Raw genomic sequence first — 16,771 nt, 5'->3', positions numbered from 1 at the left:
TTTAGCGGAACTTTGCAAGATAGCTATGCTGCGCCTTGATGTAGCGGACAGTGCCGGTTGAGGACCGCATCACAACAGTGTGCGTGGAGACGGTATCCTTGCCCCACTTGATGCCTTCCAGCATGTCGCCATCGGTTACGCCGGTGGCGGCAAACAGGACATCACCCGATGCCAGTTCGTTGGTGACGTATTTCCGGTCAAAGTCCGTGTAGCCAACACGCTCAGCGCGGCGGCGTTCTTCTGCATCGCGGAAGATCAAGCGGCCCTGGATCTGACCACCAATGCAGCGCAGGGCTGCGGCGGCAAGCACGCCTTCTGGTGCACCACCCGTACCCATATACATGTCAATGCCAGTATTGGGTTCAGCTGTGTGGATCACACCGGCAATGTCGCCATCGGTAATCAGTGTGACCGCTGCACCGGCATCACGAACCGACTTGATGATGTGGGAGTGACGTGGACGATCCAGCACGCAGACGGTGATCTGCGAGGGATCAACACCCTTTGCCTTGGCCAGCGCCAGGACGTTGTCCTTGGGGTCTGCATCCAGGTCCACAAGGCCATCAGGGTAGCCGCCGCCGATGGCAATCTTTTCCATGTAGACGTCAGGTGCGTTCAAAAGGCTCCCGCCTTCCGCCATGGCAATGGTTGCCAGCGAGTTGGGCATGCATTTGGCGCACAGGGTCGTGCCTTCAAGCGGATCAAGCGCGATATCAACTTTGGGGCCGGACTTAGTGCCAACTTCTTCGCCGATGTAGAGCATGGGCGCTTCGTCGCGCTCGCCTTCACCGATGACGACCGTGCCGTCGATGTCCAGGGCATTGAGCTCGCGGCGCATGGCATCCACGGCGGCCTGGTCAGCGGCTTTTTCGTCGCCACGGCCGCGCAGACGCGATGCAGCCACAGCGGCGCGTTCGGTCACACGGGCAAGCTCAAGCGTCAGCTCACGGTGAAGAAGAGATGCTGGTGCCTGATCGTCGGACTTGGCCTGGCTCATGATCTTTTGGTCTTTCGTAATCTGTGTGAAGCGCGCCAGCCGGAATGCTGGTGGCAAATAAGAATGTCGGTCTACCGGGTACGTTTACAGCGATTCCACGCGAATAACATGGGGGCGGCTGGCAACGATACCGGTTTCCTCAATGGCGTTAATGGCCTTGGTAAGGGCCTGACGGGTTGAGGGATAGGTTATCACGATGACAGGCATATTTGCGCCCTCTACGTGATCGCGCTCCGGGCGCTGAATCATCGTCTCAATCGAGATGTCATTTTCCGCCAAAAGGCCCGTAACTGCTGCAATTGTGCCCTTTTGGTCGGCCATCTGGAACCGCAGATAGAAGGCGGTCTGCGACGTATCTTCCGCAGACGCATTTTCGGCGACAAGATCATCCACCGGAATGCCAAACACCGGAACATCCAGTCCGCGGGCAATATCAACGGTGTCAGCCACAACCGCCGAGGCTGTGGGGCCTTCTCCGGCACCTGGACCGCCAAATTCCACCGCTCCGACCCAGTCGCCTTCAAGATGGATGGCATTGCCCCCGCCGCTCACCAGCGCAAGCGGATGGGCCAGAGGCACAAGGGCCGGCTGAACCCGCTGGAGGCAGCCGCCGTCCAGACGCTGGGCTGCGGCGATCAGCTTGATGCGATAGCCAAGCTCCTTGGCTGCTTCAATGTCTTCGGCAGTGATCGAGTCAATGCCCTGAATGTCCACCGCATCAAAGTTGACGCGGGTGCCAAAGGCGATGCTGGCGAGAATGGCCAGTTTGTGGGCAGCGTCAAAACCACCAATGTCCGTGGTCGGGTCGGCTTCCGCAAACCCTACATCCTGCGCCTGCTTGACCGCGGCGTCGAAACTGACACCTTCATCTTCCATCAGGCTGAGAACAAAATTGCAGGTGCCGTTCAGGATCGCGACCATGCGGTCTATCCGGTTGGCTGTGAGGCCTTCCCGCAGACCCTTGATGACGGGAATGCCACCCGCCACAGCCGCTTCATAGGCAAGCACAACGCCTTTTGTTTCAGCCAGCCGCGCAAGCTCCACACCATGGTGCGCCAGCAGGGCCTTGTTGGCTGTCACAACATGTTTGCCGTTCTCAAGGGCGGTTTGCACCAGTGACCGGGCAACACCTTCTTCGCCGCCGATGAGTTCCATCACGAGATCAATATCGTCGGACGCAGCCATATCGAGGCAGTCGTCAAACCATGGATAGGCGGAGAGATCGACGCCCCGGTCCTGATCCTTGCTGCGGGCCGACACACCGCCAATGACGATGGGACACCCTGCCCGCGCAGACAGAAGATCAGCTTGCGCCGTCAGGATCTTGATGACACCCGCGCCGACAGTACCAAGACCGGCGATGCCGACGCGGATGGGTTTTCCGCTTTTGGATTTACCGCTCATGAGGCTTCAGCCGGTTTCGGGTCGGGTTCATCCAGCCGCAGGTCCGGCGTTTCGCCGGCCAGAATGGCATCCGCATTCTGCATGAAGCGACGCACATTGCGGGCAGCCTGACGGATGCGCTGCTCGTTCTCGACAATCGCCACGCGGACATGTCCGTCGCCATACTCGCCAAACCCGATGCCCGGAGAGACAGCCACCTTGGCGTGCTCCAGCATCATCTTTGAAAACTCAAGCGATCCCACATGGCGGAATTTTTCCGGCAGCGGCGCCCACGCAAACATCGTGGCGGGCGGTGATGGGATGTCCCATCCAGCCTGCGCCATGGACTGCACAAGCGCATCACGACGTGCCTGATAGGTCGCACGCATTTCGTCCACACAGTCCTGCGGACCGTTGAGGGCAGCGGTTGCTGCCACCTGAATGGGCGTAAACGCACCATAGTCGAGATAGGACTTGATGCGCGTTAGCGCAGCCACGAGGCGCTCATTGCCGACGGCAAAGCCCATGCGCCAGCCAGGCATGGAGTAGGTCTTGGAGAGCGAGGTGAACTCGATCGCGACATCCTTGGCACCGGGCACCTGCAGGATGGACGGTGGCGGCGGACAGTCGTCGAAGTAAACCTCTGAATAGGCCAGATCCGACAGCAGGAACACGTCGTGCTTGTAGGCGAACTTGACCATCTCCTTGTAGAAATCGAGATCTACAACCTGCGCCGTTGGATTGGACGGAAAGTTAAGAACAACCGCAGACGGTTTGGGTACAGAGTGCTTCATGGCCCGTTCCAGACCAGCCATGAACTCGCTCTCAGTTCCCATGGGCACGTGACGGATCACGGCACCGGAAATGATGAACCCAAATGAGTGGATCGGATAAGTCGGGTTCGGCACCAATACTGTATCACCGGGCGCGGTGATGGCCTGTGCCAGGTTTGCAAAACCTTCCTTGGACCCGATCGTCGCAACGATCTCGGTCTCTGGATCGAGCTTCACGCCAAACCGGCGCTCGTAGTAAGCAGCCTGCGCGCGACGCAGTCCGGGAATACCCTTACTGGTCGAGTAGCGGTTCGTGCGCGGCTTTGAGACCGTTTCAACCAGCTTATCGACAATGTGCTGAGGCGTGGGCAGATCGGGATTTCCCATGCCCAGGTCAATGATGTCCTCGCCACGCCCGCGGGCTTCGGCTTTAAGCTTGTTGACGACTTCAAAGACGTAAGGCGGAAGGCGGCGAATACGGTGAAATTCTTGCGACATAACAAAGGTTCCGGTTCCTGCCGCGGCAGGTGCTGCGGGGCGATAAAACCCCGCGCGAATGTCCAGCGGCATTAGCAGACAATCAGCGCTTTTGACAATGTCCCGGCCTGTGTCCCCTGGATGGGGCCCGGGTTGTTGGAAAGCACAAACGGCGAATGGCCGGGGTGCTGCCCGATGAGGGAACAGCCCCGGCCAATGAACCCCGAGGAGAAGTCAGAAAAAAGGCCGGCTACGCGTTACTCGAGAAAGATTTCCGCGCGCCGGTTGCCGGCTTCGCCCGCGGGCATTGACTCGTAGTATTCAGGCGCACGGTCACCGACCGCTTCAATCACCAGATCAGAGGCTGCAACGCCCTTGCGCATCAGCTCATTGGCGACCGCATTGGCACGGTCCATGGATGCCTCGAAATTGGCAAGCAGGTGAGCATTGACCGGCAGGTTGTTGGTCCGGCTGGACGCATGACCGACCACACGGACAGAGCCCTGCCCGCGCTTCTTGTGGAGCGCTGCGACTTCGGAAATCTGTGCGCGATCAGCAGCGCTCAAGTTGGATGAGCCGTGACCGAAGTAAATGGCAACTGGCGCAAATGGTCCGCCTTCAGCGTCTGAGGCAGCACCGGAGAATTCCAGCGGCTCATAAGCCTGAATTGGAAGTGTCGGCGTAGAGCCCTGCTCGAGCGTGGGAGTAGCAGGAACCGGTGAACCAGCTCCGATGGCTGAATAGTCAATGACCACACCATCAGCACCGACTTGCGCAGCTGGTGCTGAAAGCTGCCCAGCATTCTGTGCAGCTGCGGGAGGTTCACCCAGCGTCTCGTCAAAACGTGCTGCAACAACGGCGGGCACCTGATCACGCACCTCAGCAGGCAGCGGCGGTGCCGTGGAAACAGCAAATTGTGGCTGACCGGATGCATTGACCGGAGTGACGGCTGAACGGACAGGAACAGAAGCCGCTGGCGCAGACGCTGCAATGGTTTCTGATTCATATGTTGGAACAGACCGTGCGGGCACGGCGGCGCGGCGCGCAGGTGCTGTTGCAGCCTGACGAACAGGTGTTGCAACCGGAGCTGAAGCGACGCGAGGCGCTGCTGCAGACGGCACAGCGGCTGGAGCCGATGGAGCTGCAGGTGCGACAGTAGGCGCAGGCAGTGTTGCTACCTCAACCTTGGGAGTTGTGGGCGCAGGCGCGGCTGGAGCCGCAGCTACTGGCGTCTCAACAATTTCGCCGTCGTCCAGCTGGCCCATACGGCGAGCTGGTGTCTGGAATGCAGGAATATCCCGTGCCGGAATGACGCCAGCAGCAGATGGGGCGGCAGCAGCGACCGTTCCAGCCGGAGCTGTTGAGGGCAGGTCAGGCAAAGGGGCAACGCGCCGCGATGGCAGCGGAGATGCAGGTGGCTCGGTGCCGCCACGAAGGGCTTCGCCGGAATAACGGGCATGCTGGCGATCAGCGACGAGGCTGTTGGCCAGATCGCGCTTCGCACTCGCGTCGCCAGTCTTAGGCACCTGAGGCGTAGAACCCGCTGTCGGGAAACTGCTGTTTTCGGAGGCAGCCTCGGCACGTGCCTGCTGAGCAGCCACCGTCTGATTGGTGGTCTGGCTGGGTGACTGGCCGGTAATCGCGTCCGACGCGGTAGAGGGCTTGGTCCAGTCCGGGAGAGTGGAACATGCGGCGAGCATGAGCCCAGCGGCTGCGGCAACCAGCGGACCTGCGCGCAAGCCGGCGCGGCGGGTCTTTGATGGCTGATCAATGCTCACACGTGAAAGAGAAGTGTTGGTCATAAAGCTCTCTTTTTTGACGTCCGGCCCTGCAGCAGGCACCTAGTCAGGGCGCTACAATCCGGAAATTCCACCCGATGCGCAGCCATCATCTGGATAACGATGCTGCAAGTGTTCCAACACGTCGCGAAATCCCCTCGCACCGGAACACAGTTATTCCATACCAAATGCCAGCCAAAAGCGCATTAGCCACATGGCAAAATAGGCAAATAAATTGGCCAAGCACCGCCCACCGTATAACGACGGAAACAGCTTCCTCATGAGGGTGTGCCTGAATACTTAACAGAGTGTTGCCAAGCGACGATTGCGCTCACTAAATCGCTGAAAGGCTTGCGCTTTCATCCAGACCCAGCATCAGGTTGAGGCACTGAACAGCCGCGCCTGAGGCCCCCTTGCCAAGATTGTCCAGTTCCGCGACCAGCAAAGCCTGACCGGGTGTGCCCTCGGCGCCATCATGACCAAACACGCTTAACCGCATCGTATTCGTCCCAATGAGATCCTCACCGAACATCTCCGATGGTGGATTTGCCGAATCATTAGCGGCAACCACTACGAAGCGTTCGCCTTTATAAAATTCCATAAACACTTGTTTTAGATCAGAAATATGGGCGTGCTTTGATAGCATCTGAAGCGGCAATGGTACCTGTATCAACATGCCCTGCCGGAACTGACTGGTTGCTGGAACAAACAGCGGTGCCGCATCCAGACCAGAGAAATGTTGCATCTCAGGCAAGTGCTTGTGCTGAAGCGTCAGGCCATAAAGCCTATGTCCTTCAGTGATATAGGCGTCATTCTTCTCGTTCTCGTACCGGTCAATCAGAGCCTTGCCGCCACCCGAGTAGCCGGACACACCAAAGACAGATGCAGGCCAGTCGGCCGCAATGAGTCCCGCGTCAACGAGGGGACGCACAAGACCGAGAAATCCCGTGGGATAGCAGCCTGGAACCGCGAGCCGTTTGGTCTTCGCAATGGCATCCCGCTGCCCCGGCGCCATCTCAGGAAAGCCATAGGCCCAGCCGTCCAGTGTCCGGTGGGCACTCGAGGCGTCCAGAATCCGGGCATTCGGGTTCGTGACAAGGGATACCGCTTCGCGCGCGGCATCGTCGGGCAGACACAGAATCGACGCGTCACAGCCATTCAGGAGTTCCGCACGGGCATCAGCATCCTTTCGGCGTGCCGGATCAATCGACACAACCTCAATATCTGCCCGGGCGTCCAGCCGGTCGCGGATTTGAAGGCCGGTTGTACCGGCTTCGCCATCGATGAATACCGTATGCGCCATGGTGCGCTGCCTTTACGAAAAACGTGAGATCACAAACAAATAGGGAGGCGCGATGTATCACGCCTCCCCGGATTGTCCTAGATGCCTGATGCGGCCTAGCTATGCACTTCGTAGAGGCGTTTCATGAGTGCCGGGGGTTCGAAGTGCTTCCAGGTGCCCTTCTTCTGGGCGAGGCGGTCCGCAATGGCGTAGTAAACCAGCGGATTGACGCCCAGACCGAAATGGCTGGCGAAAACTTCAATGGATTCCCGCTTTCCACCAGGGCGCTCCCGGCAGGCGTCACCGGCCACAACCGCATCCGTACTCGAGAAAATGGCCGTGGCTGGGACTGGAATTGGCGCGCCAAGCGCTTCTGTGCGCTCTTTGTCCTCAATCCGATCCTTCGAGGCCAGAAGGTTCCACATAATGCTGATGGAGTTGGCCCTCACATCCTGGAACGGACTGCCCATGGTGATGACGCCACGCACAAGTTCAGGATTTTGACGGGTGGCTTCGCGAACAAGAACCCCGCCCAGGCTCCAGCCCACAAGCGAGACCTTTTCGCCCGTCTTGTCGGCCAGTTCCTTGGCATTATCGACGATGGCGTCGAGATTTGCCTGTGTCGGGCCATCATTGCGGCCATTGCGCCAGCCACGGGTGTGATACCCGCGGTTGCGGATGTAGCGGCGCAGGGGAACAGTCGAGTTGTCATCTGTCGAAAAGCCCGGAACCACGATCACACCGTGGCCGTCGCCATTGGGGGCCCGGTCTAGGGCCGGCCAGGCGGCTGCAAGGGCTGCCCCTTCGCCCAGAACACGCATTTCCAGCGGCCAGAGAGTCGGCCGTGGCGGTGCAATCGGGCGGTATTTGTGAGGCGTTTCAGGCGGAGCGTGACCAATATCTGACATTCAATGACCCTCATATGAGCGGCTAGACCGCTGAAATTGCTCACCGATCACGGGTTTTGCTGTCAGACGCCGCCTACCCCCTTGGAACCCAACATATTGTGTCCGGGTGCCAACTAAGCCGCAGCCTGTGCCGTGTCGATGGTAACCTTACGCCGACTATGGCCACGCGGATCACCAAAAGACCATGCCCTTTCGTGCAGATGGTAGGCCACGGTTTGCACGACAGGCTGCACCAGCCCGATACCAAGGGCCACAATCCAGCTCCCGGTCAGCGCATAGGCCACGCTGATCGCCACAACCATGTGCATGACGGAATAGGTCGCTGTTTTCGTCATCGTCCGCGCCATCTCGATCACCCGTATTTGCGAATTACTATTAGTTAGATAGAGGTGCGTACTGACGCTTCAAGGACCAGGCCAGCTCTCTTTCACAATTATTCATGGTTGCAGTGCAGTGTTCAGACAACCAGGAGTAACTGAGCAGGTCTCACAGGATGCAAGCCCAACGTGCCACATCGGAGGTTCCACTGATCGACGTCATCGGTGGCAGAGACGTTGTTCTCAAGGTTCACCGTGTCTTTTACGGCAAGGTCTATGCGCACCCTTGGCTGAAGGGATTCTTTGCCAATTCGGATCGCCAGCATCAGGAAAACCAGCTCACGGATTTTTTCGTCGGTATTCTCGGTGGCCCGATGACCTATTCAGGTCGCCTGCCAAACAAGGCCCATCCGCACCTCTTCATTACGGACGAAGTCTTTGACATCCGCCACGGACTGCTTGCCGAAGCACTGGCTGAAGTGGGCATTGACGCAGACATCGCCGCCATCTGGTTGGAGCGCGACGAGCTGTTTCGCAAGGTCATAGTCAAAAAGTCCGTGTCCGAGTGCCACGGACGCTACAAGGCAGAAGCGGTGATTGCGCCGGCGAAGCCCTGACAGCAGCCAAAAAGAAAGGGCGGCTCCAAAGAACCGCCCTCCCCGCAATTGATAATGGTTTGAAGCCTAGCGCTTGGAGAACTGGAAGCTCCGGCGGGCTTTCGCGCGGCCAAACTTCTTACGTTCAACAACACGGCTGTCGCGTGTCAGGAAGCCACCTGCTTTGAGCGTACGGCGCAGGCCTGGCTCAAACAGGGTCAGGGCTTTGGAGATGCCATGACGCACAGCACCAGCCTGACCTGACAGGCCACCACCGGTGACGGTGCAGATGATGTCGAACTCCGACGCGCGCTCAGTCACCACGAGTGGCTGGTTGACCAGCATCCGCAGCACAGGGCGTGCGAAGTACTTTTCCTGGTCACGGCCATTGACCGTGATGGTGCCAGTGCCGCGCTTGATCCAGACGCGGGCAACCGCATCCTTACGCTTGCCAGTGGCATAGGAGCGGCCCAGCTCGTCAATCTTCGGATCAGGAAGAACCTCAGGTTCTGCATCAACAACCGGTGCGTCGGAGACGGCAGCTGTCATTGCGTCGCCCAGATCTTCCAGGGACTTGGTTTCTGTTTCTGACATTCTCTAGTCCCTCGGCGTATTCTTGGAGTTCATGGACGCGATATCCAGCACTTCAGGCTGCTGAGCCTCATGCGGATGCTCAGTGCCCGGGTAGATCTTCAGGTTGGACATCTGCGCGCGGGACAGGGGTCCGCCCGGCAGCATGCGCTGCACGGCTTTACGGACGATGTCCTCAGGGTTCTTGCTGGCAAGAATCCGCGTTGGATTGGTTTCCTTGATACCGCCCGGGTGGCCCGTGTGACGGTAATAGATCTTGTCGGTCATCTTCTTGCCGGTCAGCGCAATCTTGCTGGCATTGATGACGACGATGTTGTCACCGCAATCCATGTGCGGTGTGAAAGTGGGCTTGTGCTTGCCGCGAAGGCGCGTCGCGATGATGGTGGCCATACGCCCCACCACAAGGCCTTCAGCGTCGATAAGCACCCACTTCTTCTCAATATTTGAGGGGGTTGCTGTAAAAGTCTTCATTGTACTTGTTGGGTATCCTGGTAGGTGCAGCCCCATTGGGAGCCTTGCCGGAAAACAAAGCGCCGGACGCGATTGCCCGGCGAAACTTGACAGTGCGCGGTTTATCTAGGACCGCGCGTTTCATGTCAATCGCCGAATGCCCGAAAAAACGCAATAAAACCAGCAGGTTCGAGGTGCGGTATTTTAATACCTCAATTATTGTGATGTCACCTAATTGATTGAATTGAAGGGCTAATTCCCCTTCAATCAACCTAAGTTAATCAAAGGTAAATGGCATTGCTTGGGGTGGTGCCACGACCTTGCGCTTTGAAGCGCGCGTAAACTGGGGGACTTATCATGCCGGACGACGGTAGCAATCCGACTGGCCAGGGCTCATCGCAGGCCAAACCGGCAGACACGCCGACGCAAAAGGCTCCACCAGCCCCGCCTGCACCTGCAGCAACCCGGCCCGCTGCCCCTCGCCCTCTGTCTCAATCGTCTCCGGCGCCCACAAGAGCACCTGCACCGGCAACCCCGGTTGCTGATGGCAAACTTGTGCTCGGCAAGGGTGTGTCCCTGGCAGGCCACGTGACCAATGCAGTCAGCGTCATGGTCGAAGGCGATTTCAGTCAGGCCACCATCGAGGCCGGCGAACTGGTGATTGGCCAGGCCGGACGCATCACCGGTCAGGCAGTCGTGACGAGCGCAGAGGTGCGCGGGCATTTTGAAGGTGAGTTGACGGTCCAGGACGAATTGATCGTCCATGAAACCGGGAGTGTCAGCGGGACCATTCGATATGGCGAGTTTCAGGCCACCCGTGGCGCCCGCCTTGAAGGTGATATCCGTACCATTGGCTCCGAAGCCCCTGCCCGCGCTCAGGAGCCTGCCGAGGCGGAACCCGCTGCGGTTCAGGCCGAGGCGCCTGCCCCGGAGCCTGACAAGCGCAGCATCGGCGGTATGCTTCGGCGCAAATAGCACGGGCGTCATGGCGGCTTGGCGGCTTGGGGGGCTGACGCCGTCCCGTCGGGGCCTTAGGCTTTCCTCATACGCATTTGGGAGGATGCCTCATGTCACACGCCGCCGCTGCGATCTCCGATCCGGTTCTGATTGAACATTTGGACAAAGGCATCGCCCGCCTGACGCTGAACCGCCCCAAGGCGCGCAACAGCCTGTCGGACGCGCTCATCGCAGATTTGCATGAAGCCGTGACGCGTCTTGGCACTGACCCCGCTGCCCGCGTCATCATTCTGGATGCGGCTGGCCCCGGCTTTTGTGCCGGTCATGACCTGAAGGAAATGACGGCACACCGGCAGGACGAGGATGGCGGCAAAGCCTACTTTCAGGATCTGGTGTCCCGCTGCTCAGCCATGATGCAGGCGATCGTACGTTGCCCCAAGCCGGTCATCGCCCGCGTCCACGGGATTGCGACGGCGGCAGGCTGTCAGCTTGTTGCAAGCTGCGATCTGGCTCTGGCGAGCAGCGATGCCCACTTTGCAACGCCCGGCGTAAACATCGGCCTGTTCTGTTCAACACCCATGGTGGCGCTGTCGCGCAACGTGTCACGCAAGCACGCCATGGAAATGTTGCTGCTTGGCGAGATGCTCGATGCCAAGCGTGCTGCCCAGTTCGGCCTGATCAACCAGTGCGTTTCCGGTGACATGCTGGACGAAGAAGTGAATGCGTGGGCGAAACGCATTGCCCAAAAGTCTTCCCACACGCTGGCCGTCGGCAAGCAGGCCTTCTACGACCAGCTTGAGCATGGCCTCAACGATGCCTACGACTACGCCGGTCACGTCATGGTGCAAAACATGATGGCCCATGATGCGGAGGAAGGGATCACAGCCTTCATCGAGAAGCGCGACCCGACCTGGGAAGATCGCTAGCGGGCAGCTACCTGCGCATTGATTGATTGAATATTTCCGCTAGCTGTTTCTGGTTGTCCAGAAAGGCACGCAGCACACGATCATCAAACAGGTCCGGCGTAATCCGACCTTTCCCTTTGGCCAATGCGTCGCACACCTCCTCATGAGTCATGCCCGGCTTGTAGGCCCGTTCCCGACGCAACGCGTCATAGACGTCGCACAGGCTGACGATCCGTGACGCCATACTCGTCTGATTGTTTCTCAAGCCATAGGGGTAGCCCGAGCCATCTGCATGCTCGTGATGCTCAAGGGCAATTTGGCTGGCCAGTCTCATGAGCGGAAACTTTCCAGCCCGCAGAATTTTTGCGCCCGCCAGGGCATGCCCCTGCATGATTGCCTGCTGGTCCGGTGTCAGCACGTCTGACTTATGCAGGATGGCTGGAGGGATCGACATCTTACCAACGTCATGAAGCCGCGCGGCAAGGCCGATGGCTTTAGCTTCCTCTGGCGAGGACCCCATATGGGCCGCCAGATGTTTGGCAAGCAGGCCCACCGTGTGTTCGTGGTCGGCCGTGCGTGCATCTGTAGCTGAATGCGCGGCATGGACGCACGAAAGTGCATCCACATGGGCGGCGTTCAAAAGATGGACTGCAGGCATGATCGACCCTTCCTGCCTCCAGGGTTACAGCAATTGGATTAAGGTCGAATTACTTTTGATTGTATAATGGTTGTATTTTCTGCACCTCGGGATAAAGGTCCCGGGCGGGAAAATGAGGAATTGGGCCAAAAACAACAATCCATCTGACTGGACGTCCCTATGACCCCCGGTGTTTAGTGCCTGTCCACAAATCGGAATGGTCCAATGCCCTCCTACTCAGACGATCTCATCCGCAATCTGTTTGACCGCACCAAAGTCATTGCTCTTGTCGGGGCAAGCCCCAAGGCACACCGGGCAAGCAACGAGGTGATGGGGTTCTTGCTGCGCGAAGGCTTTGACGTGTATCCGGTCAACCCGCTCAAGGTCGGTCAGGAAATTCACGGACGAACGGTTCTGGCGTCCCTTGCAGACGTCCCCGTCCCCATCGACATGGTGGATGTGTTCCGCAATTCGAGCGTTGCTGGTGAGACCGTGGACGAGGCCATTGCGGTAGGCGCCAAATCCGTTTGGATGCAGTTGGGCGTCATCGACGAGGCGGCAGCCAAACGGGGCGAAGCAGCCGGACTGACCGTCATCATGGACCGCTGCCCGGCCATCGAAATTCCGCGCCTTCGGGCTGCGTAAACCAACATCTTCAGACCATCAAATGATCCGTACAGGGAGTACAACAGATGAGTGAACAGGGATTTTCAACACGCGCCGTCCACGCAGGCGCGGCCCCCGACCCCACCACAGGCGCGCGCGCGACGCCGATCTATCAGACCTCATCCTACGTCTTTAACGATGTGGACCATGCCGCACGCCTGTTCGGCCTGGAAGAATTCGGCAACATCTATACGCGCATCATGAACCCGACACAGGCCGTACTTGAAGAGCGCATTGCCTCTCTGGAAGGCGGCACGGCAGCGCTTGCAACCGCCTCAGGTCACGCAGCCCAGCTGCTGATCTTCCACGCCATCATGCAGCCCGGTGACCGCTTCGTGGCGGCAAAGCAGCTCTACGGCGGCTCCATCAACCAGTTCGGCCATGCCTTCAAGAAGTTTGACTGGCATGTGGACTGGGCCGATATGGCCGACCCTGCAGCCGTGAAAGCAGCGATTGGTCCCAAGACCCGCGCGATCTTCATGGAGTCCATTGCCAACCCGGGTGGTGTTGTTCAGGACGTTTCCGCGATCGCAGCCATTGCCAAGGAAGCAGGCATTCCGCTCATCGTCGACAACACCATGGCGACGCCTTATCTGTGCCGCCCCATCGAACTGGGTGCGGACATTGTCTGTCATTCACTGACCAAGTTCATTGGTGGTCACGGCAACTCTATCGGCGGCATCATTGTGGACGCGGGCACCTTCGACTGGTCAGCCTCCGGCAACTACCCGACCCTGTCCGAACCCTGTGACAGCTATCATGGCCTGAAGATGCACGAGACCTTTGGCAACATCGCCTTTGCGATCACCTGCCGAGTTCTTGGCCTGCGCGATCTTGGTCCGGCCATCTCGCCGCAGAACGCGTTCCTGCTGCTCACGGGCTGCGAAACACTGGCCCTGCGCATGGAGCGTCACTGTCAGAATGCAGTGACGGTGGCAGAGCACCTCAAAGGCCACGACAAGGTCTCGTGGGTGTCCTATGCGGGCCTGAAGGATGATCCCGGCCACGCCATGATGCAGAAGATCAGCCCCAAGGGCGCAGGCGCTGTCTTCACCTTCGGGCTGAAGGGTGGTTTTGAGGCAGGCAAGACATTGTGCAATTCAGTTGAGATGCTGTCCCACCTGGCCAATATCGGTGACACCAAGTCGCTGATCATTCACCCCGCCTCCACCACCCACGCCCAGCTGTCACCGGAGCAACGCGCAGCTGCGGGTGCCGGTGACGACACGGTACGTATCTCTGTCGGCATTGAAGATGCGGCCGACATCATCGCTGATATTGATCAGGCGCTGGCCAAGGCCTGATTACGGCCAGCATCGGGCGTGCCGTGGACAGCAATGTGAAGTTGCACCATGGCGACGCCCAGCACGATGACCGCGCCGAACTGGTGAAGCCCGCCAAGCCAGATCGGCACAACGGCAACCAGCGTCCAGATGCCAATGAGTATCTGGACGCTGATCGCTGTCGCAAACCACATGGCGGCACGCCGCTGAAGCCTGTCGGCTCCTGAGGCCACAACGCGCCAGAAGAAAATCACAGTCAGAATGGTAATGAGATACGCGACCATCCGGTGATTGAACTGGACGGTGAGATGCTGCTCGAAAGCCGCAGCCGGGACTGTGTAAATCCCGTCAGGCACAAAGGCCCCGTCCATCAGCGGCCAGGTGTTGTAGATCATCCCGGCATCGAGCCCGGCAACGAACGCCCCCAGCACAATCTGCACATACACCAGGAGCGCCAGACCGCCAGTCCACACGACCCATCTGCGCTGTATCTGCTCAGCCGTGCCACGCAGTATGTCCAGAGCAACCCAGACCAGCGCCGCGAAAATCAGAAACGCTAATCCAAGATGGGCGGCCAGTCGGTATTGGGAGACGCTGACACGCTCGGTGAGGCCGGACGCCACCATGTACCAGCCCATGAAGCCCTGCAGCCCGCCCAGCACAAACAGGCCAGCGCAAATCCAGGCCAGCCGTCCGCGTAGGCGGCCTGTGGCGAGAAACCAGACGAAGGGCACAAAAAATGCCAGACCGATCAACCGGCCCAGAAAACGATGGCCCCACTCCCACCAATAGATGGTCTTGAACTCATCCAGGCTCATGCCCTTGTTGACCAGCTGGTACTGGGGAATCTGCCGGTACTTGTCGAATTCTTCCTGCCACATCTCGGCACTCAGCGGCGGGATCGACCCGGTAACCGGTTTCCACTCGGTGATCGACAGGCCGGATTCGGTCAATCGGGTCAGACCACCAACAACCACCATCAGGGCCACAAGGGCGGCAACGCCCAGCAACCAGATGGCAATGGGACGGGTATCTGTACGACTGGTTTCCAACGGGGTGCTCATGGGACGGATTGACGCTCGGGCTGGTGCTTTTGGCCATCTCGGCCTAAATGACTGAGTTCGAGCGATAACATAGACTGATGTGCCTGACAGGCGCAGCGGCGCGATGCCGCATCAACTGGCAGAACAGCACTGGTCCACCCGTGACTGATTTTGGAGACCGCCCATGACATTCGGCATTCCCATGCGCTGGCGCAAACTCATTGGCCTCGTGGTGCTGCTGGTGTTCATGTTCCTCTATGCGATGTTTGTGATGACCTTTGCGGTCTACAAACTCCCCGAAAACGGCGTGCTGGAGTTTGCCTATTTTCTGGCAGCCGGCATTCTGTGGGCCATTCCGGCAGGCTTCCTGATCAAGTGGATGCAGATTCCTGATCCCGGTTCGCCACCCCAGCAGATCTAGTCCACCGTCTGGCGGTCAGTGGCGATCTCCGTGATGATATTTGCTGCCTGACGTGCGCCGCCTTCTGCCCTTAGCAAGTTACCAATGTCCGCCGCAGCAGATGCAATGGCCGGATCAAGCGCCTGCGTGATGCGGTCGGCCAGAAGTGGCCCGGTGATCTTCTTTTGCTTCAATGGGCCTGGCCCTGCACCAAGGTCAGCCACCACGTGCCCCCAGAACGGTTGATCGCCAAACACAGGACAGATGACGGACGGCTTGCCCCAGCGCAAACCTTCGTGCGTGCTGCCCGCACCGCCATGGTGCACGACGGCGGCACAGCGCGGGAACAGCCAGCTGTGGGGCGCACTCTCCAATGCAAAGTGCTCCGGCGGAAGGTCAGTGCCGGATAATCCGCTCCACCCGGTCGCGATAATGCCGCGTTGCCCGGCCATATCCAATGCAGCCACAACATCGCGCGTCAGTGCCTGTGCATCCTGCGACGGCATGCTGCCAAAGCCGACATAGACAGGCGCGGGACCAGTACTCAAAAACGCTTCGAGATCGGCTGGTGGTTGCCAGGTCTCATCGGGTTCAACGAACCAGTATCCGGTTGTCTTTTCGTGGATGCCGTAATCATCCGGACTCGGAACAAGGTGTCGGCTAAAGGCATGAAAGCGCGGGACCTGCGTGCCTGCAGGGTGATAGCCGGTGAGGATATCAATGGGAGGATCGGACGGGACGTCCTTGTTCCTAGCAAACCACTTCTTGAGGAGCGAGCCGTAGCCCACCCGCGTCAGCCACAAGAAGGCGCGGTTCAGTGGTCGCGTCAAAAATCCGGAGCGACGCCAGGGATAGATCGGATTTGGAAATGCACCTGTCAGCGTATAGGCCGGTTGCAGGTAAACAGGCATGGCCACGATGCCCAGCGCGCGCGCCGCGTAAACCGCTGAAAAGGCTTTGGGGTGGTAGACGATGACATCGGGGTGTTCGCGATGTGCCACGTCCCAGACATCCTGCAGCTGTGTCTGCATCAGATCCTGAGACGCCCGCCACGCCCGGATCAGGCCGCGCAGAGACCGCATGCCATCCATGAGGACTGAGCCTTCCAGCTCAGCCTGCATGTCAACGGACACAGGCGCTGACCGAAGCCCCGCCTTTTCAATCATGTCTGTGAAATTGGCAGCCGTTGAAACAGCCACATCGTGACCGTCTGATTTGAGCTCACACCCAAGCGCGATGAACGGCTGAACATCGCCGCGTGACCCCAACGTCATCAACAGAATACGCATAGGTCACCTTTCTACCCTGCGCCCCATCATGTGGCGGAC

The 16,771-nt window shown here is 59.1% G+C and carries 18 protein-coding genes; 6 read left to right on the top strand and 12 right to left on the bottom strand.

Annotated elements, in window-relative coordinates; genetic code table 11:
• Position 1: 1 nt before the first annotated feature.
• The 7 genes from glpX to ABXH05_RS11555 all read right to left on the bottom strand — a co-directional run bounded on the left by glpX (position 2) and on the right by ABXH05_RS11555 (position 7,933).
• Entirely contained in the window at positions 2-997 is a 996-nt protein-coding gene (gene glpX, locus ABXH05_RS11585) for a class II fructose-bisphosphatase (protein ID WP_348141138.1), read from the bottom strand.
• An 84-nt stretch (positions 998-1,081) separates the two neighbouring features.
• Positions 1,082-2,401 (bottom strand): homoserine dehydrogenase, encoded by a 1,320-nt coding sequence (locus ABXH05_RS11580; RefSeq protein WP_353561148.1) that lies wholly within the window; start codon positions 2,399-2,401, stop codon positions 1,082-1,084.
• Positions 2,398-3,651, bottom strand: a complete 1,254-nt coding sequence (locus ABXH05_RS11575) for an LL-diaminopimelate aminotransferase (protein WP_353561147.1) — start codon at positions 3,649-3,651, stop codon at positions 2,398-2,400. Before ABXH05_RS11575 ends, ABXH05_RS11580 begins: the two co-directional genes overlap by 4 nt.
• Before the next feature lie 236 nt (positions 3,652-3,887).
• A complete protein-coding gene (locus ABXH05_RS11570) occupies positions 3,888-5,432 on the bottom strand; it encodes an OmpA family protein (protein WP_353561146.1) in 1,545 nt (514 codons plus the stop codon).
• A 310-nt stretch (positions 5,433-5,742) separates the two neighbouring features.
• Positions 5,743-6,711, bottom strand: coding sequence for an N-acetyl-gamma-glutamyl-phosphate reductase (argC, locus tag ABXH05_RS11565; protein WP_353561145.1), 969 nt, complete (start codon positions 6,709-6,711; stop codon positions 5,743-5,745).
• 95 nt (positions 6,712-6,806) lie between these two features.
• Complete coding sequence (locus tag ABXH05_RS11560) at positions 6,807-7,598, bottom strand: esterase/lipase family protein (protein ID WP_353561144.1); 792 nt, start codon at positions 7,596-7,598, stop codon at positions 6,807-6,809.
• A 113-nt stretch (positions 7,599-7,711) separates the two neighbouring features.
• The gene (locus ABXH05_RS11555; protein WP_353561143.1) at positions 7,712-7,933 is read right to left on the bottom strand and encodes a DUF2061 domain-containing protein; all 222 of its coding nucleotides are present in this window, start codon (positions 7,931-7,933) and stop codon (positions 7,712-7,714) included.
• 158 nt (positions 7,934-8,091) lie between these two features.
• Here ABXH05_RS11555 and ABXH05_RS11550 point away from each other — a divergent pair, with 158 nt between their 5' ends.
• On the top strand, positions 8,092-8,532 hold the full coding sequence (locus tag ABXH05_RS11550) for a group I truncated hemoglobin (RefSeq protein ID WP_353561142.1): 441 nt from the start codon (positions 8,092-8,094) through the stop codon (positions 8,530-8,532).
• A gap of 66 nt (positions 8,533-8,598) precedes the next feature.
• Here the strand turns inward: ABXH05_RS11550 and rpsI are convergent, their stop codons facing one another.
• Positions 8,599-9,105 carry a 30S ribosomal protein S9 gene (rpsI, locus tag ABXH05_RS11545; protein ID WP_348140707.1) on the bottom strand — a complete coding sequence of 169 codons (507 nt, stop codon included), beginning with the start codon at positions 9,103-9,105 and terminating at the stop codon, positions 8,599-8,601.
• Positions 9,106-9,108: 3 nt separating this feature from the next.
• Entirely contained in the window at positions 9,109-9,573 is a 465-nt protein-coding gene (rplM, locus tag ABXH05_RS11540) for a 50S ribosomal protein L13 (protein ID WP_043949138.1), read from the bottom strand.
• 336 nt (positions 9,574-9,909) lie between these two features.
• Between rplM and ABXH05_RS11535 the strand changes: the two genes are divergently transcribed.
• Positions 9,910-10,527 (top strand): bactofilin family protein, encoded by a 618-nt coding sequence (locus tag ABXH05_RS11535; RefSeq protein ID WP_353561141.1) that lies wholly within the window; start codon positions 9,910-9,912, stop codon positions 10,525-10,527.
• Between the two features lie 92 nt (positions 10,528-10,619).
• Complete coding sequence (locus ABXH05_RS11530; RefSeq protein WP_353561140.1) at positions 10,620-11,435, top strand: enoyl-CoA hydratase; 816 nt, start codon at positions 10,620-10,622, stop codon at positions 11,433-11,435.
• A gap of 7 nt (positions 11,436-11,442) precedes the next feature.
• Here ABXH05_RS11530 and ABXH05_RS11525 read toward each other — a convergent pair whose 3' ends face one another.
• A complete protein-coding gene (locus tag ABXH05_RS11525; protein WP_353561139.1) occupies positions 11,443-12,072 on the bottom strand; it encodes an HD-GYP domain-containing protein in 630 nt (209 codons plus the stop codon).
• A 204-nt stretch (positions 12,073-12,276) separates the two neighbouring features.
• On the opposite strand from ABXH05_RS11525, the gene ABXH05_RS11520 reads away from it, so the two are divergent.
• The gene (locus tag ABXH05_RS11520; protein ID WP_353561138.1) at positions 12,277-12,696 is read left to right on the top strand and encodes a CoA-binding protein; all 420 of its coding nucleotides are present in this window, start codon (positions 12,277-12,279) and stop codon (positions 12,694-12,696) included.
• A gap of 47 nt (positions 12,697-12,743) precedes the next feature.
• Entirely contained in the window at positions 12,744-14,021 is a 1,278-nt protein-coding gene (locus ABXH05_RS11515) for an O-acetylhomoserine aminocarboxypropyltransferase (protein ID WP_353561137.1), read from the top strand.
• Here the strand turns inward: ABXH05_RS11515 and ABXH05_RS11510 are convergent.
• The gene (locus ABXH05_RS11510; protein WP_353561136.1) at positions 14,000-15,064 is read right to left on the bottom strand and encodes a COX15/CtaA family protein; all 1,065 of its coding nucleotides are present in this window, start codon (positions 15,062-15,064) and stop codon (positions 14,000-14,002) included. The genes ABXH05_RS11515 and ABXH05_RS11510 overlap by 22 nt on opposite strands.
• Before the next feature lie 163 nt (positions 15,065-15,227).
• Here ABXH05_RS11510 and ABXH05_RS11505 point away from each other — a divergent pair, with 163 nt between their 5' ends.
• On the top strand, positions 15,228-15,464 hold the full coding sequence (locus tag ABXH05_RS11505; protein ID WP_348140722.1) for a DUF2842 domain-containing protein: 237 nt from the start codon (positions 15,228-15,230) through the stop codon (positions 15,462-15,464).
• On the opposite strand, the gene ABXH05_RS11500 is transcribed toward ABXH05_RS11505, so the two are convergent.
• The gene (locus ABXH05_RS11500; RefSeq protein ID WP_353561135.1) at positions 15,461-16,732 is read right to left on the bottom strand and encodes a glycosyltransferase; all 1,272 of its coding nucleotides are present in this window, start codon (positions 16,730-16,732) and stop codon (positions 15,461-15,463) included. The genes ABXH05_RS11505 and ABXH05_RS11500 overlap by 4 nt on opposite strands.
• Positions 16,733-16,771 lie beyond the last annotated feature (39 nt).

Source organism: Pyruvatibacter sp. HU-CL02332, assembly GCF_040362765.1.
Lineage (GTDB): Bacteria > Pseudomonadota > Alphaproteobacteria > CGMCC-115125 > CGMCC-115125 > Pyruvatibacter.
Note: the sequence above shows the minus strand (reverse complement) of the source record. Positions and strands in the feature narration are given on the sequence as shown.

What these genes read in the sequence shown, in the direction of transcription:
- glpX (WP_348141138.1), bottom strand. Translation starts at nt 997, where the DNA reads ATGAGCCAGGCCAAGTCCGACGATCAGGCACCAGCATCTCTTCTTCAC.
- ABXH05_RS11580 (WP_353561148.1), bottom strand. Translation starts at nt 2,401, where the DNA reads ATGAGCGGTAAATCCAAAAGCGGAAAACCCATCCGCGTCGGCATCGCC.
- ABXH05_RS11575 (WP_353561147.1), bottom strand. Translation starts at nt 3,651, where the DNA reads ATGTCGCAAGAATTTCACCGTATTCGCCGCCTTCCGCCTTACGTCTTT.
- ABXH05_RS11570 (WP_353561146.1), bottom strand. Translation starts at nt 5,432, where the DNA reads ATGACCAACACTTCTCTTTCACGTGTGAGCATTGATCAGCCATCAAAG.
- argC (WP_353561145.1), bottom strand. Translation starts at nt 6,711, where the DNA reads ATGGCGCATACGGTATTCATCGATGGCGAAGCCGGTACAACCGGCCTT.
- ABXH05_RS11560 (WP_353561144.1), bottom strand. Translation starts at nt 7,598, where the DNA reads ATGTCAGATATTGGTCACGCTCCGCCTGAAACGCCTCACAAATACCGC.
- ABXH05_RS11555 (WP_353561143.1), bottom strand. Translation starts at nt 7,933, where the DNA reads ATGACGAAAACAGCGACCTATTCCGTCATGCACATGGTTGTGGCGATC.
- ABXH05_RS11550 (WP_353561142.1), top strand. Translation starts at nt 8,092, where the DNA reads ATGCAAGCCCAACGTGCCACATCGGAGGTTCCACTGATCGACGTCATC.
- rpsI (WP_348140707.1), bottom strand. Translation starts at nt 9,105, where the DNA reads ATGTCAGAAACAGAAACCAAGTCCCTGGAAGATCTGGGCGACGCAATG.
- rplM (WP_043949138.1), bottom strand. Translation starts at nt 9,573, where the DNA reads ATGAAGACTTTTACAGCAACCCCCTCAAATATTGAGAAGAAGTGGGTG.
- ABXH05_RS11535 (WP_353561141.1), top strand. Translation starts at nt 9,910, where the DNA reads ATGCCGGACGACGGTAGCAATCCGACTGGCCAGGGCTCATCGCAGGCC.
- ABXH05_RS11530 (WP_353561140.1), top strand. Translation starts at nt 10,620, where the DNA reads ATGTCACACGCCGCCGCTGCGATCTCCGATCCGGTTCTGATTGAACAT.
- ABXH05_RS11525 (WP_353561139.1), bottom strand. Translation starts at nt 12,072, where the DNA reads ATGCCTGCAGTCCATCTTTTGAACGCCGCCCATGTGGATGCACTTTCG.
- ABXH05_RS11520 (WP_353561138.1), top strand. Translation starts at nt 12,277, where the DNA reads ATGCCCTCCTACTCAGACGATCTCATCCGCAATCTGTTTGACCGCACC.
- ABXH05_RS11515 (WP_353561137.1), top strand. Translation starts at nt 12,744, where the DNA reads ATGAGTGAACAGGGATTTTCAACACGCGCCGTCCACGCAGGCGCGGCC.
- ABXH05_RS11510 (WP_353561136.1), bottom strand. Translation starts at nt 15,064, where the DNA reads ATGAGCACCCCGTTGGAAACCAGTCGTACAGATACCCGTCCCATTGCC.
- ABXH05_RS11505 (WP_348140722.1), top strand. Translation starts at nt 15,228, where the DNA reads ATGACATTCGGCATTCCCATGCGCTGGCGCAAACTCATTGGCCTCGTG.
- ABXH05_RS11500 (WP_353561135.1), bottom strand. Translation starts at nt 16,732, where the DNA reads ATGCGTATTCTGTTGATGACGTTGGGGTCACGCGGCGATGTTCAGCCG.